Below are 13,959 nucleotides of genomic sequence, written 5' to 3'. Positions count from 1 at the left end.
TTGCAATCGCCCCACCGTCGGCTTCGCGGGATCATATTTAGAATGCTCGGCTTCTGGCGCTGGCTCGTCGCTCCAGTTGACGATGCTCCGCACAGCGTTGGCGTCTTCGGCCAATCGAACAGAGTAAATCTGGATCGCCCCTATACCTCGGACACCGTCTCACACTGAGTCGATGCATAGGTCCCGTGCCGGAAGAATGTGCAGTAGTCTCCCAAATACGCATCTTTCCATGATGCCCGTCCTGCATCTTGAGACGATCAGCGTCATCGATTTACGGCTCGTAGTAGCGGAATGCCGGCGAGTTGCGCGATCGAGCGGATACTCTGCTGCTGGATCTGCGCAATGGCAAGATCGGCATTGAACCAGCCGTTCGACATGCTGACGAGGACATCAGGTCTGTCAATCAGTAACCGCCAGTGCGGCCACCACAGAAAATCCTCGTAGCAGATTGAAAAGGCAGCACGTCGGCCCGCAATATCCAGATAGGGCTGAGTCACGCTACCGGGGATTGCGCTCACGATGGCCCACGGGCGCCACAATCCAGCTGGCACGGGCTGCCGGCTGTCAAAGCGACCACGACCGTCGCCGACCACCACAGCACTGTCGGTGTACCGCAGGATCGGCTTGCCGCCTGTCAGCGCACCCAGCGGCGAACCAGCTTCCGCCAGGTCCACACCAAGAATCAGCGCCCTGTTCGATGCAACCAACTGCCGTACATAGTCGCACCACCAATACCACATGGCAGGCCGCCATAGGCCGACCAGTTCTTCCGGCACAACGACGACTCTCGCACCAGCATCGAATTGCCGCTGTGCAGATTCCATTGTCGCCTGGGTTCGCGAGTAGAGCGCGGTGTAGTCCCGTTGATCCAGCCTCCCGAGAGATGTATCGACTGCCGTCCATCCGACAGGCAACTCGGGGCGATGTTCGACGAGATGCGCTACCACCGCTGCGCTCATCAACAGAATCCCGAGGGACAAGGCAGAACGCGGGCGCCGAACGCATGCCGCCGTCGCCAGCGCGCACATCCCTAACACCAGACCTGCAATCTGCGAGCCCGGAAATAACGCGCTGGCGACATGTAGCGGCGAGAGCCAGCCTATGATGCCTAACGGTGGAAGTGACACCAAGATGACCGCGAGCAAAGTGCGCCAGGCGTGTCGAGCCGCGCCACCTCCCGGTGTTAGCAGCGCCCAGGGAGCGGCCAGCAGAAGCGCCTGTCCCAGCCAGAACGCAACGCCAAGTGTGAGAGCAGCGCTTGCCGACAGCTCACCATAACCCACGAAAAAGCGCTCACAAACAAGCGGAATGTCGCGGGCACCCGTCAGATAGTAGCTGGCCCACAGTGACAACGCCGACCACTTGCTACATGTAGTGGACCAGATAACCGGCAGAACGAGCAGCGCGATCAGCCAGTGACCCGGATACCAGGCGAGCAGCGCAACTGCGACGCCCATTAAGCCGTAGAGGCCACACCACGAAGCGCGGGACCAACGGAATGGGAAGTCATGCGCAGACCGACGTCCCGAGCACCAGCGTCCGATCGGTTGGAGGGCAGCGATGCGAAGCAGCTGCCCGTATATTTCACTGTCGGGGTCTCTGATGACCTCGTCGCGACTGCTGGGGTCTTTCATAGACAGGGTGCAACCTCACCAGACGGTTTGATACCGCTGCAGCAGGTCGGATAGTCGCCCCGGATCCAGTCGTCGGACCGGAATCTGTCACCGTAATCGCGCATCGCCGCGGACGCGGGAAGATTTCCGGACGTGTCACCCATTGGAAGCGTGTCAGTGCACGGTGCCGGCCGGTCGTGGCCAGTCGAGGATCCAGTCCGCCTGCTGCCACAGCGCGCTGCGATAGAGGATGCGTAAGTGCGCACGCCGCACGAGTCGACTTTCGCTGGTCCACGCCTGGACTTCCCAGCCGTGAAACTGTTCGTGCGATCGACCGGTCGCAACCGCCGCCGCAATCGTATCGGCCACCAGGGCCTCGAGCATCTTGAGTTCGCCCGCGTCCGGGTATCTGAAACAAGGGGTGATCTGCTGCATGGCGTGCTCCGAATCGCAATGTGTGCAAACTGCCAGGCCAGCGTGATATCGCGCGTGATCGAAAAAAAGAATCCGGGAAGACACGCGCCGCCCGCCGTATTACCAGCGGACCACTCATCGCTTCCTCGACATCCTTTGTAGAGCGGCTCGCGCAGGTCGACGCATCCATCGCCGTTCCGGATCAGTCTGACGGCGCAAGAACGTCACCTGTCGACCATCGACGTCGGCTTAACGAGCGTCGATGGGCCGTTGCAAATGGCGGATAGCAAGCCTCCCGATCGCTCAGAGCGTCGAAGCGGATGCCGCATCCCTCTCTTCTTCAGGCCGATCGAATTCAGTGGATCCCACCGCGTCGTCCAGTGGCAACTCGCCCTCCCCGGTGTCGCCTGCTCCACCAGTGCGGCGTTGTCGCGCCTGAAAGACCACCTGTTCGACGCGCACGAGATTTAGCGCAATCGACTCAGCGTCGATGTGCACGCCAGCCTGGGCCTCGTTTTCGCGTGTGATCCACGGATTGACGTACAGGTCGCCCTTGACAACGACGCTGGCACCCGTCCTGATGTGCTGCATCACCCGTTCGGTATGGCGCTCATTCCAGATCGTCACGTCCACCGGAAACGTCTTCTCATCCTTCTGTTCCAGCGAACCGTCTTCCAGACGTCGGTACGAGGCCGACATGATGCGCAGCTCAACGATGCGCTTCGGTCCGTTCGGCGTATTGACCTGTTTCATTGTCGGCGAGGACAGGACGTTACCAACCAGTTCTGCGTAGATACCCATTGCGGACTCCGTTCATAAGTAAGGTGAACTCAGTCGCCAGGTTCCAGGCGGTTGGTGCTCCGACCTTGTCTGGCGACGGGATACCCTTGTGCTACAAACGCGCTGTCCTGCTTGTTGGTTACGAGGGCTTTCTTCCAGCGCCCTTCAACACTGCGCTCACTACTGGGTGGCAACCGCCTCCCGCCTGGCTCGACGTCCGTGCGCGCGGCCTCCAGGCTTCACCGTGCCGTGTTTCAGATACGTCTCGATCTGGCAGGCCGCATACCGGTGATCGCTTCAATCGCATTCAATTCCTGTGCGCGGATATGGCACTCTTCCAGGTAGAGATGCAGCGGTGCAGGGACCTTCGGGAAATACGAGCGCACCCGCTCGAACGGTGCTAAATGCAGCGGTGCGAAATGAACCGTGTCCACGCCAGCAGGAATGCGAAATGGTCGTTCGATTCTGGCCAAGGCTCCGAAGGTCGCGCCGTGGCTCGCAAATGCGATGCTACTCGCCCTCGTATCCGGACAGGATCGGTCGACTATCGGCCGATGGGAAAGGTCGTTTGTGAAGGATGGTGTCGCGGTGTTGACGCGCACAAAAACCGGAATCAGGATCGCGATCCCTGTCGAGTTGCGCATGGATGCAGTCGGCATGTCGCTCGCCGATGTGATCGCCCGATGCAAGGCGACCGACGTCGTGAGCAAGTATTTGATCCATCACGTGCGCGCCAGCGTGAATTCGCCTAAAGGGTCGCCGATCAAACTCGACACAATCACCGCGAGCTTCAGTGAAGCTCGCGACATGGCTGGCATCACCGGCGACGACGCTCCGACGTTCCACGAGATCCGCAGCCTGTCGAAGAGGCTCCATATGAAACAGGGCGGCGTCGACATCAAGACGCTGCTCGGGCATGACCGATGCGATCGCGGATCTTTACGCAAACTCGAGGGGTCTTGAACCCTTGAGAGTGCGGATAAATGGTGTCTAGTTTTGAACGAACTTTGAACAACCCCTGATGGATAAAGCTTTCCGGGTGTCTGGATTGGATTGGCCTCAGGCTGCCTGTTCCTCTGCCTCGGCGGCGACATCAGCGGATTCGCCCTTGCGCAGATGCAGCAGCCTGTAGCCGCTTTTATAAACCGGTTGCAGCCGGAATTCGTTTTGCGGCTCGATCTCGAGCAACAGGCGCAGCCGCGACACGTGGCTGTCGATCGTGCGGGTGAATTCGCGGAACTCGCGGCCCCAGACCATCGCGAAGATGTGATCGCGCGACATGACGCGGCCGATGTTCGAAAAGAACAGCGCCGCCAGCCGGTACTGTGTTCCGGACAACGGAACCGGCTGACCGCGCAACATGACAATCTGGCGGCGAGTATCGAAATGATACGGCCCGACGCTGAAGCTCGCGCTGCTGAAACGGTCCGGGTATGCACGCCGCAGCAGCGCCGCGACGCGCTCGCGAAACTCGGCGGGGCGTAGCGGCAATGCGACGTAGTCGTCCGCGCCATTGGCGAAGGCGCGCACCACGCTCTCTTCCGACATGTCGTTCGACGCGAACATGACCGGCAGGCGATCGCCGCCGACCCCGCGCACCGATCTCAGCACTTCAGCGCCGGACAGACGTGTGCCCTGCCAGTCCAGCACCAGCAGATCGACGGTGGAACGAGCGAGCGCTTTCGACATGGCGAGGCCGTCGTCGTAGACCACGCAGGTATGGCTGGCCTTCAAGAGGACTTGTTCGATCGACAAACGCATGACCGGGTCACGCTGAAGGACAGCAATGCGCATGGGTGGCTCTCAACGAGGTAGCTCGGACGCCATTCTCAGAGGCACACCCCTTCTATCCCATAGGAGCATTCCTAATTTGCATATTTATTGAACGGCGTCGATAGCCGCCCGGGGGATTCCGACGGCTAGTCGCATTGACTCATCGAGCATGGCCCCTTGAGCGCGACAAAAAACCCGTGGTCGAGGAACTTTCCTCCATCTAATTAAGCACTTCCCGAAGCGAACGGCTTTCATCCTGTAAAATCCCGGCCTGGCTCCAGTCGTCATCGCGCTTGCCCGACCCGGGCGGCGCGCCGGTGTCCCGTGCTCTACCCAGCGCTTGCCACACTTCTCGCCCGACGACCGCCGTATTTCCACGCGCTACGTGTGGCTCCCAATTCCAAAAAATGACATAGCAATGCAAGCGACAAATCTGGGTGGAGCGCAGGCTGTCACCCCACGCCCTCTTGGGCGCAGCGACTACAAGACGCTCGGTCTCGCCGCGCTCGGCGGGGCGCTCGAGTTCTACGACTTCATCATCTTCGTGTTCTTCGCGCCGGCGATCGGCCAGTTGTTCTTCCCCGCCGCGATGCCGGACTGGCTTCGCCAGGTGCAGACCTTCGGCATCTTCGCCGCGGGTTATCTGGCGCGGCCGCTCGGCGGCATCATCATGGCGCACTTCGGCGACCTGTTCGGCCGCAAGCGCATGTTCACGCTGAGCGTGCTGCTGATGTCGGTGCCGACGCTGATGATGGGTCTGATGCCCACCTACGCCAGCATCGGCGTGCTGGCGCCGGTGCTGCTGCTGTTGTTCCGCGTGATGCAGGGCGCGGCGGTCGGCGGCGAAGTGCCGGGCGCATGGGTGTTCGTCTCCGAGCACGTGCCGCAGCGGCACGTCGGCTATGCGTGCGGCACGCTGACGGCCGGTCTCACGGCGGGCATCCTGCTCGGCTCGCTGATCGCGTCGGCGGTCAATCGCCATTTCGCGCCGGCGGAAATCTCCGAGTACGCGTGGCGCATCCCGTTCCTGGTGGGCGGCGTGTTCGGCATGTTCTCCGTCTACCTGCGCCGCTGGCTGCATGAAACGCCGGTGTTCGCCGAGCTCAAGCAACGCAAGGCAATCGCCGCGGAAGTGCCGCTCAAGGCCGTGCTGCGCGATCACGGCCGCGCCGTGATCGTCTCGATGCTGCTCACGTGGATGCTGTCGGCCGCGATCGTCGTGGTGATCCTGATGACGCCGACGCTGCTGCAGAAGCAGTTTCACATCGCGCCGGCCACCGCGTTGCTGGCGAACTGCGTGGCGACGCTGTGCCTGACGATCGGCTGCGTGATGGCGGGCTCGATCGCCGGGCGCCTCGGCGCGGGGCGCACGATTTTCATTGGTGGCCTCGCGCTGGCGGTGACGTACTACGTGATGTTCCAGCAACTCGCCGTCGATCCGTCGACGCTGGTGCCGCTGTATGCGGTGGCCGGGCTGTTCGTCGGCGTGATCGGCGCGATTCCGTTCGTGATGGTCGAGGCGTTCCCGCCCGTCGTGCGCTTTTCGGGCATTTCGTTTTCGTACAACGTCGCGTATGCGGTGTTCGGCGGCCTCACGCCGATCGCCGTGTCGCTGATGATGAAGTCCAACCCGATGGCCGCGCCGATGTATGTCGGTGCGATCTGCATTCTCGGGGCCTTGACGACGCTGTTCATCAAGAACGCGCCGCACGCGCGCTGATTGGTTGAACGGTTGTTGCGCAACGGCGCTCCGTTTCGGGGCGCCGTTGTCGTTTGTGGCGGGCTGAATGATCGCTGGCTTTTGGGGCTTTGGGGCTTTGGGGCTTTGGGGCTTCGGGCTTCGTGCACCCCGAACCGCATGCGTCGGCGCCGGGCTCGCGCAAGATCGTGCGCAAGGGGGACTCGACCCGCATTGGCAAATCGCGCTGAGGGCTTCGCGTCTTTGCAGCCACTATTGTCATGAGGCCGTCGTCGCAGTCGTCGCCGTTGTCGCCGCCCATTCCGCGATCCCGTTCGCGCAAAAAGTAACCCCCGCGATGCTTGCGCACGGCGGGGGTGTTGTTATGGGCAACGCGGCGGCATCAGACAACACGCGCTGCCACCACACCACTCATAGCGTCGCTTCCTGAATCGTGCCGGTATCGATCGCGCGTTCGATCAGTCCTTCGCTTTGCGCCTTGGTGATCGCGTCGGCGATCAATTTCTCCGGCTCCTCGATTTCGGCCTTGATCGCGCCGATGAATCCGGACGCATCCAGAACGACCAGCGTCTTCGCCGAATCGGCGAGGCTAATGATCACGCGATGCGGCGTAGGCCCTTCGCCGAGACTGGCGCACAACCGCGTGACCTTGCCACCAATGGTTTGCTCGAAACTTTGAATCATTATGTACTCCCTTGATTACAGCCAGAATCGAAAGCAACGGCACTGACTACCGCACGCGCCGCATCAGCGACCCAGGCCGCCGCGTGGCGCGCGTGCGCCGTCAATGCTGAGACGGCCCGCACCGGTCACGAACAGCAGCAGGAAACCGCCGGCGATCCCGATGTTCTTCCAGAAGTGGATCACCATTTCGCGCTGCAAGGCGGGATCGACGACATTCCAGAAATCGTGGCCCAGCACCGCCGTCGCCACCGTGTACACGGCCATGATCAGCGCGAGCGGGCGCACCTTGAAGCCGACGATCAGCAGCAGACCGCCGAGCGCTTCGACCGCGGTTGCAATCGGTGCGGCGATCTGCAAGAACGGCACGCCCTTCGAATGCAGGTAGCCGACAAAGCCCGCATAGCCCAGCAGCTTCATCACACCGCCCCACAAAAACAGCACGGCAAGGGCGATACGTGCAATGAAAATAATGCCGGAATCGACGGGACGCGTCATGAGGGGCTCCTGTTAATGAATAAGCAGCAGACCCGGCCGAGCAGCCGCAGTTCCCTGCTGTGCACCTGAGAATATGTGCAATGGCCATGTTTTCCAAGCTCGGGCGGGATTCAGCGGCGCGGGATGCACCGGGTCACGGGAAGGAAAAGGGTGTCCGGGCGGGCCGCGGGCGTGCGCTTCGGACAGGCGCGCGGAGGCGGACGTTGCCGCCTGGGCTAGGCATCAGGATAGGTGGCGACTTCGATCAGATTGCCGTCCGGATCGCGGCAATACACCGAGGTCATCTTGCCGCGCGCACCGTCGCGCTCCACCGGACCGGCCCCGATTGCGACGCCCTCGGCAAGCCAGTGCGCCTTGACCTCGGCCGGGCTCGCGGTGGTGACGAAGCACAGGTCGGCGCTGCCGGGCACCGGCTCGCGTCCGGTGAACCATGCAGCCGTGTCGGCCGTTGCCGGACGCAGGTTGATCTTCTGATTGCCGTACGTCATCGCGACGCGTGTGCCGGTGCGTGACGCGAACTCGGTGCGCCGCATACCGAGCATGCGCGCGTACCAGGCCGCGCTGACTTCCACGTCGGCGACGTTCAGAACAAGATGATCGAGACTGTCTATCGAGAAGCTCATGGGTTCCGTCACCGTGATGGAATGCGCGAAGGGTCAGTGCGGATCGGGCCGGCCAGCAAGTCAACCAGCTGCAGGCAGACGAAAAGTCAGCACGTGTGCCGCATTCGCGTTTGTCGGCGCATCGTGCGAATTTCAATCTTGCGGCTTTGCATGGCGGCGCTATTCAATGCTTTGACCGAGGCGTGCATCCGGAGCCAGCAAAACGCCTTTCGTGAACACGAAGCAACCATAGCCTCGCTCTTCGCCGGTCGCGATCACGCAAAACGCTTTGCGCGCCCGCTCATAAAATGCGAAGCGTTCGATCGAAGCAAACGGCACCTCGCGCCCTTGCGCCGCGTTGACCTCGGCCTGCGCTTCGCGCTGCACCGCTGGAATCGTATGCGGCTCGCCCACTACTTCCATCCGCGACGCGGGTTGCTCGATGAAAGTATCCAGCGGCATCACCGACAGCACCGCGCGAATCGCACGCGGCGAACTCACGCCATCCATGTGAAGCAGCTTGCCGAGCACGGTCCCCTGCGCAACCGACGTGCCCGGGAAGTTGGCGTCGCAAATGACGAGTTCGTCGCCATGGCCCATCGAGCGCAGCGCATGCAGTATGTCGGCGTTCAGCAGCGGGTCCAGATTCTTCAGCACGATCTCTCCTTGTTGTCCGGTTGGTCCCGATCGACGGCTCGCCGTCTGGGTTGGGTAGTGCAATGCGCGCGCGGTCATGGCCACGTTCGGGCTGCGTGCCCGAAGCAGCGGGGCTCCGTGGCGGCCATACGGCTACAGCGCGTCGCATCGCCTTGCATCGCATTGCGCCGGTCGATTGTAGCAAGCAACGTTGCGGGCAGCCGCGCAACCCGGTTCGTTGTGGCCGGCTGCCACCGCGGCACCGACACACGCTCCGTTGACGTGACTCATCGTCGGGCGGCGGTCTCTCGCGGCATCCCAATCCCAAGCGACGGTGGCAATGCCGCCGCATTGCCACCGCAGCCATCCGACCAACGCCAGCAGCACGAGCCCCGCGCCGCCCAATACGGGCTCGCGCCAGCCCAGCAACGCGATGAACATGAACGCCCGCGCGCCGGCCAGCAGCGCGAAGCCGGCGATGGCGCTGGACAGCGCGTCGGCGGCGGCCGCGAGGCGCGCGAATGCAACGACGGTTTGAACAGGCGTTGGGGCAATGGGCTGCTGCATGATCGTCTCCGTGGAAAAAAGCGTTGCTCAGGCGCTGCCGGGTGCCTCGTCGAGGAAGCCGGTGACCGCCTGCAGACGGCCGTGCGCATCCACCACGCCGAAATCGGATCCCTTGACGATCGCGTCGCCCGCCGGCGTGGTCAGCTCCCATGAAAAGCGCAGCCGGTTCGCAAAGCCGTCGACCTGGGTCGTGCGGCGGAACAGGTGATGCGGAAAGCGTTCGTGCACCGCGCGGATCATCGCGTCGATGCCGTCGTGGCCCGCGCCGGCGAGCAACGGATCGCGATAGTCGGCATCGGCGCTCCATGTCGCGGCGATCAACTCGCGACGGCGCGCGCCATCGGTTTCGTTCCATGCGTCGAAATAACGGTCGATCAGATCGGTATGCGCATTCATCTCGAGACTCCTTGATTGGCATGACTGAGCGCTACGCTCGACAGACAGGTTGTATGCGGCGGGCTCGGAGTGAAGATTGACGGCTCGGGCGCGTTGCGTCGATTACGTGGCAGGTAAGCATTCGAATGCGGTGTAACGTGCAGGCGCCTGTTTTTCCGCCTGTTTTTCCGCCTGCTTTTCCGCCTGCTTTTCCGCCGGTTTGTCGCTCGGATTAGCCATCTGGCTGAATCGTCAAGAGCGGCGCCGGCCGCTAACCTCATCTGGCAAATGGGAGCTGCGCAGCGCTGTCGCGCGGCATGTGACGCAATCCACGGGGTGCGGCCGCGAGCCGCTTTATTAATATGGCATTTACACTTGCACCAACGTATCCACAAGGATACAATCACCAGCAGATCGGAACACCGCCTGTGTACACGGTCAACCGCACCGAGGTGTTCGACACCTGGCTTGCGGAACTCGCGGATCTACGTGCGAGGGCGAAAATCCTCGTGCGGGTCCGGCGAGCGGAGCGCGGGCATTTCGGCGACGTCAAGCGTCTCGAAGACGGCGTATCCGAGATGCGCATAGATTGCGGTCCTGGCTATCGGGTCTACTTCGCGCGTGAAGGGCGCATGCTGTATCTGCTGCTCTGCGGTGGCAACAAGTCCACGCAGCAGGCCGATATCAAGCATGCCAAAACAATGTGGTCAGCAATCAGAGAGGAACTGTCATGAGCAAGATCAAAACGGCACGGTTCGACGCATCGCACTACCTCGACAGCGAAGAAATGATCGCTGAATATCTCAACGCGGCACTCGAAGAAGGCGACGCCGATCTCCTGCTCGCCGCGATCGCGGACATCGCAAAAGCGCGCGGCATCGCGAAAGTCGCGGCAGACGCCGGACTCGGACGCGAAAGCCTCTATAAAACGCTCGCGCCCGGCTCCAAGCCGCGTATGGACACGGTGTTCAAACTGCTGCGCGCGCTCGGCGTCAAACTCAATGCAGTGCCGGAAGGCGTGGCGGCCGCGTGATTCGCATTGGCCATTGTCGTCAGTCCGGCACGCTGGATTTGCTGCGCCGCCCAGGATCTTCCAGGTATTCGTAGGCGTCGGCGGGGTATTCCATTACCTGCCAGGTAATGGATCGCTCGCGCGCTTTGGCTATCATCGGTGGCATGAACACACTCTCTCTTGCGCAAACGGTCACTTCGCACACGCCGGCGGCCAGCCGAACGGTCGGCGACCTGCTGCGCGAATGGCGGCAGCGGCGACGAATGAGCCAGTTGCTGCTCGCCACTGAGGCCGACATTTCGACCCGGCATCTGAGCTTCGTCGAATCGGGCCGCGCGCTGCCCAGCCGGGAAATGGTCATGCATCTTGCCGAGCGCCTCGAGGTGCCGCTGCGGGCGCGCAATGCGCTGCTGGTCGCGGCGGGTTATGCGCCGCTGTTCCGCGAGCGTCCGCTGTCCGATCCGCAACTGGCCGCCGCACGCGAAGCCGTCGAGCTGGTGCTCAAAGGACACGAGCCCTACCCGGCGCTCGCAATCGACCGGCACTGGACCATCGTCGCGACGAACAACGCCCTCGCGCCGCTGCTGAACGGCGCCAGTCCCGAACTGCTGAAACCACCGGTCAATGCGCTGCGTTTGAGCCTGCATCCGGAAGGCATCGCGGCGTCGATCGTCAATTGGCATGCATGGCGGGAACATGTGTTGGCCCGGCTCCAGCGGCAAATCGACGTGAGCGGCGACGAGACATTGAGCGCGCTACGTGACGAACTGGCCGCGTATCCCGCGCCGCCGGGCACGCACGCGCCTGACAATGACGACACCGCCGTCAATCAGATCGCCGTGCCGCTGCGGCTGCGCACGCCGATCGGCGTGCTGTCGTTTTTCAGCACGACCACCGTGTTCGGTACGCCGGCGGACATCACCCTATCGGAACTTGCGATCGAAGCGTTCTTTCCAGCCGACCAACAAACCGCGGTGGCTTTGCGCGCGTTTGCCGAAGGCCAACGCGCCGAAGCTGAGCGATAGATTTTCCACGGCCTTTGCCCGACACCGGAACGGAAGACAACGCAAGCTCGGGCACCGAGCCTTTAACTCTTCTTACCTATTTGCGCAGACCACCCAGCACAGAGCGATGCCATTGAACGACGCCGCCATACTCGTACGCCAACTCGGTCCCGCCGACCGCGACGCCTATTTCCAGCTTCGCCTGCGTGGATTGAAGGCGCATCCGGAATGGTTCGGCCAGAGTTACGAGGAAGCGCTGGCGCGGGGCGCGGCGCAACACGACGCGATGTTGCAGGGCTCGCAAGCAGTCGAGGGTGGTTTTTTGCTCGGCGCTTACATTTCGGTCGATACACCGCTGATCGGCGTGGTCGGACTGGCGCGCAACCAGCGCGACCGGGAGCGGCACAAGGCTGCCGTAATCGGCATGTATGTCGCGCCGGAAGCCGCCGGCCGTGGCGTTGGGCGCGCGTTGCTCAACGAGTTGCTGGCGCGGGCGGCACGGGTCGACGGTTTGCGGCAAATTCAGTTGATGGTCGACAGCAGCAACGAGGCGGCGCGCAGACTTTATGAGTCGCTTGGCTTTCGCAAATACGGTTGCGAAGTCGAAGGGCTAAATGTCGGCGGCGTGTTTCATGACACCGATCTGATGGCGCGGTTCATGTAGCGGGCGTTGACGCCGTGCGCGCGACGCGTTGTTCGGCTCCGCCGACTTGGGGCAGAGCTTGCGGCGCAAGCGCAAGTGCACGGCAACTGCCAATCAGCCGCGGGCCTGAGTGCCGGCGCCAACGCTGAGGCGGCTGCCAGACAAGTCAAACGAATCACGCAAAACCTCCCTCCCCCTAACCGACATCTCGACGCCTCATCGGCGCAAATCCTCCCGCCCCGTTCAGCGTTTCCGGTTCGGCGCCCCAATCCAGCGGCCCTGCCCAAGCGCGATCCATGCTATCTTTTGCAACTCCCTTGCCCCGCCGCACCAACCCCAAACCGTCACCCCGGCCGCCTTCGGGCCGCCTTTGATCAGTCGTTTGTCAGTCAACTTACCCATGTCCGACCTCTCCACTCCGCTTCCACGTGTGCCGCGCCGTTTCGATATCAATCCAAAACCGCTTGGCGCCGCGCTCGTTCTCATCGCACTTGGCGCGATCTACCTGGCGCAAACCGTCAGTGGCCGCCAGGCAGCGCTCTACATCGTCGGCGCCTTGCTGGGGATGTCGCTTTATCACGCGGCGTTCGGCTTCACGTCGGCCTGGCGGGTCTTTATCGCCGATGGTCGCGGCGCGGGTCTGCGCGCGCAGATGCTGATGCTCGCCCTCGGCGTGTTGCTGTTCTTTCCGGCGCTCGCCGCCGGCACGCTGTTCGGCCAGCCGGTGGCCGGGCTCGTCGCTCCGGCCGGCACGTCCGTGCTGGTCGGCGCTTTCATGTTCGGCATCGGCATGCAGCTGGGCGGCGGCTGCGCGTCCGGCACCTTGTATACGGTGGGCGGCGGCAGCACCCGCATGCTCGTCACGCTGGCGGCGTTCATCGTCGGCTCGGTCGTCGCGACTGCGCATATGCCGTTCTGGACCGCTTTGCCGTCGCTCAAACCACTTTCGATGGTGACGACCCTCGGCGCAGGCTGGGCCATCGCGCTGAACCTGATCATTTTTGCCGCCATCGCCGCACTCACCGTGCTGGTCGAGCGGCGCCGCCACGGCCGGCTGGTCAATGAGCCGGCCCGTCAGCCGCACTCGTCGCCATGGCTGCATGGCCCGTGGCCGCTGTTCGTCGGCGCGATCGCGCTGGTCCTGCTCAACTTTGCAACGTTGGCGCTGTCGGGCCGTCCATGGGGCGTGACGTCGGCGTTCGCGCTGTGGGGCGCCAAGCTATTCGCCGCGCTCGGGATCGACGTGGCCAGCTGGCCGTATTGGGCCGCGCACGCCAATGCAGGCTCGCTCGCCGCCCCTGTTACACATGACGTCACTTCAGTGATGGATTTCGGCATCGTGCTCGGCGCGATGACGGCTGCGGCGCTTGCCGGCCGTTACGCGCCGGTGTGGAAGGTGCCGGCGCGCTCGCTGATCGCGGCGGTGGTCGGCGGCCTGATGCTGGGCTACGGCGCCCGCCTGGCTTATGGTTGTAACATCGGCGCCTACTTCAGCGGCATCGTGTCAGGCAGCCTGCACGGCTGGCTGTGGCTGGTTGCGGCATTTGCCGGCAACGTCCTCGGCACGCGTCTGCGGCCGGCGTTCGGCCTCGAAGTGGAACGCGTGCGCCAGACAGGCTGCTAGACGTTACACAAGAAGTTACAAATGCGGCTCCGTTTGTA

At 62.9% G+C, this 13,959-nt stretch carries 18 protein-coding genes and 1 pseudogene; 7 read left to right on the top strand and 12 right to left on the bottom strand.

All coding sequences use genetic code 11. The features are described 5' to 3' along the window. Positions 1-263 precede the first annotated feature (263 nt). The 4 genes from HV744_RS03600 to HV744_RS03585 form a co-directional block, all read right to left on the bottom strand. Positions 264-1,634: a carbon-nitrogen hydrolase family protein gene (locus HV744_RS03600; RefSeq protein ID WP_246278930.1), complete on the bottom strand. Its 1,371-nt coding sequence runs from the start codon at positions 1,632-1,634 to the stop codon at positions 264-266. A gap of 153 nt (positions 1,635-1,787) precedes the next feature. Further along, positions 1,788-2,048: a hypothetical protein gene (locus HV744_RS03595; RefSeq protein ID WP_175148164.1), complete on the bottom strand. Its 261-nt coding sequence runs from the start codon at positions 2,046-2,048 to the stop codon at positions 1,788-1,790. A 282-nt stretch (positions 2,049-2,330) separates the two neighbouring features. Next, entirely contained in the window at positions 2,331-2,828 is a 498-nt protein-coding gene (locus HV744_RS03590; RefSeq protein ID WP_175148163.1) for a single-stranded DNA-binding protein, read from the bottom strand. Between the two features lie 233 nt (positions 2,829-3,061). Then, complete coding sequence (locus tag HV744_RS03585) at positions 3,062-3,466, bottom strand: hypothetical protein (RefSeq protein ID WP_175148162.1); 405 nt, start codon at positions 3,464-3,466, stop codon at positions 3,062-3,064. On the opposite strand from HV744_RS03585, the gene HV744_RS03580 reads away from it, so the two are divergent. After that, positions 3,354-3,770 carry a tyrosine-type recombinase/integrase gene (locus tag HV744_RS03580; RefSeq protein WP_343056387.1) on the top strand — a complete coding sequence of 139 codons (417 nt, stop codon included), beginning with the start codon at positions 3,354-3,356 and terminating at the stop codon, positions 3,768-3,770. The genes HV744_RS03585 and HV744_RS03580 overlap by 113 nt on opposite strands. Positions 3,771-3,866: 96 nt before the next feature. On the opposite strand, the gene HV744_RS03575 is transcribed toward HV744_RS03580, so the two are convergent. Next, on the bottom strand, positions 3,867-4,601 hold the full coding sequence (locus HV744_RS03575; RefSeq protein WP_175148160.1) for a response regulator transcription factor: 735 nt from the start codon (positions 4,599-4,601) through the stop codon (positions 3,867-3,869). 397 nt (positions 4,602-4,998) lie between these two features. Here HV744_RS03575 and HV744_RS03570 point away from each other — a divergent pair, with 397 nt between their 5' ends. Beyond that, complete coding sequence (locus HV744_RS03570; protein WP_175148159.1) at positions 4,999-6,300, top strand: MFS transporter; 1,302 nt, start codon at positions 4,999-5,001, stop codon at positions 6,298-6,300. Positions 6,301-6,690: 390 nt separating this feature from the next. Here HV744_RS03570 and HV744_RS03565 read toward each other — a convergent pair whose 3' ends face one another. From HV744_RS03565 to HV744_RS03540, 6 genes and pseudogenes are all read right to left on the bottom strand, one after another. Further along, positions 6,691-6,963 (bottom strand): hypothetical protein, encoded by a 273-nt coding sequence (locus HV744_RS03565; protein ID WP_175148158.1) that lies wholly within the window; start codon positions 6,961-6,963, stop codon positions 6,691-6,693. Positions 6,964-7,026: 63 nt separating this feature from the next. Then, on the bottom strand, positions 7,027-7,458 hold the full coding sequence (locus tag HV744_RS03560; RefSeq protein WP_175148157.1) for a DoxX family protein: 432 nt from the start codon (positions 7,456-7,458) through the stop codon (positions 7,027-7,029). Positions 7,459-7,673: 215 nt separating this feature from the next. After that, positions 7,674-8,081: a VOC family protein gene (locus HV744_RS03555; protein WP_175148156.1), complete on the bottom strand. Its 408-nt coding sequence runs from the start codon at positions 8,079-8,081 to the stop codon at positions 7,674-7,676. Between the two features lie 159 nt (positions 8,082-8,240). Beyond that, a complete protein-coding gene (locus tag HV744_RS03550) occupies positions 8,241-8,717 on the bottom strand; it encodes an RbsD/FucU family protein (RefSeq protein WP_175148155.1) in 477 nt (158 codons plus the stop codon). Positions 8,718-9,032: 315 nt separating this feature from the next. Next, a pseudogene (locus HV744_RS37110) lies at positions 9,033-9,263 on the bottom strand (hypothetical protein); the annotation flags it as partial. Positions 9,264-9,290: 27 nt separating this feature from the next. Further along, complete coding sequence (locus HV744_RS03540; protein ID WP_175148153.1) at positions 9,291-9,659, bottom strand: nuclear transport factor 2 family protein; 369 nt, start codon at positions 9,657-9,659, stop codon at positions 9,291-9,293. Positions 9,660-10,000: 341 nt separating this feature from the next. Between HV744_RS03540 and HV744_RS03535 the strand changes: the two genes are divergently transcribed. After that, positions 10,001-10,372, top strand: coding sequence for a type II toxin-antitoxin system RelE/ParE family toxin (locus HV744_RS03535; RefSeq protein WP_175148152.1), 372 nt, complete (start codon positions 10,001-10,003; stop codon positions 10,370-10,372). Beyond that, positions 10,369-10,671: an addiction module antidote protein gene (locus HV744_RS03530; protein WP_074769728.1), complete on the top strand. Its 303-nt coding sequence runs from the start codon at positions 10,369-10,371 to the stop codon at positions 10,669-10,671. Before HV744_RS03535 ends, HV744_RS03530 begins: the two co-directional genes overlap by 4 nt. Before the next feature lie 19 nt (positions 10,672-10,690). Here HV744_RS03530 and HV744_RS37955 read toward each other — a convergent pair whose 3' ends face one another. Continuing rightward, positions 10,691-10,816 (bottom strand): hypothetical protein, encoded by a 126-nt coding sequence (locus tag HV744_RS37955; protein ID WP_281363624.1) that lies wholly within the window; start codon positions 10,814-10,816, stop codon positions 10,691-10,693. Between HV744_RS37955 and HV744_RS03525 the strand changes: the two genes are divergently transcribed. The 3 genes from HV744_RS03525 (at position 10,815) to HV744_RS03515 (ending at position 13,921) form a co-directional block, all read left to right on the top strand. Continuing rightward, positions 10,815-11,675 (top strand): helix-turn-helix domain-containing protein, encoded by an 861-nt coding sequence (locus tag HV744_RS03525; RefSeq protein ID WP_246278929.1) that lies wholly within the window; start codon positions 10,815-10,817, stop codon positions 11,673-11,675. The two genes, HV744_RS37955 and HV744_RS03525, sit on opposite strands and share 2 nt — an antisense overlap. Positions 11,676-11,781: 106 nt before the next feature. Further along, the gene (locus tag HV744_RS03520; RefSeq protein WP_175148150.1) at positions 11,782-12,318 is read left to right on the top strand and encodes a GNAT family N-acetyltransferase; all 537 of its coding nucleotides are present in this window, start codon (positions 11,782-11,784) and stop codon (positions 12,316-12,318) included. Positions 12,319-12,697: 379 nt separating this feature from the next. After that, complete coding sequence (locus HV744_RS03515) at positions 12,698-13,921, top strand: YeeE/YedE family protein (protein WP_175148149.1); 1,224 nt, start codon at positions 12,698-12,700, stop codon at positions 13,919-13,921. Positions 13,922-13,959: the final 38 nt, after the last annotated feature.

Origin of the sequence: Paraburkholderia ultramafica (assembly GCF_902859915.1) — a bacterium.
GTDB classification, from domain to species: domain Bacteria; phylum Pseudomonadota; class Gammaproteobacteria; order Burkholderiales; family Burkholderiaceae; genus Paraburkholderia; species Paraburkholderia ultramafica.
The sequence above is the reverse complement of the archived record's forward strand: the minus strand, read 5'-3'. Positions and strand labels throughout refer to the sequence as shown.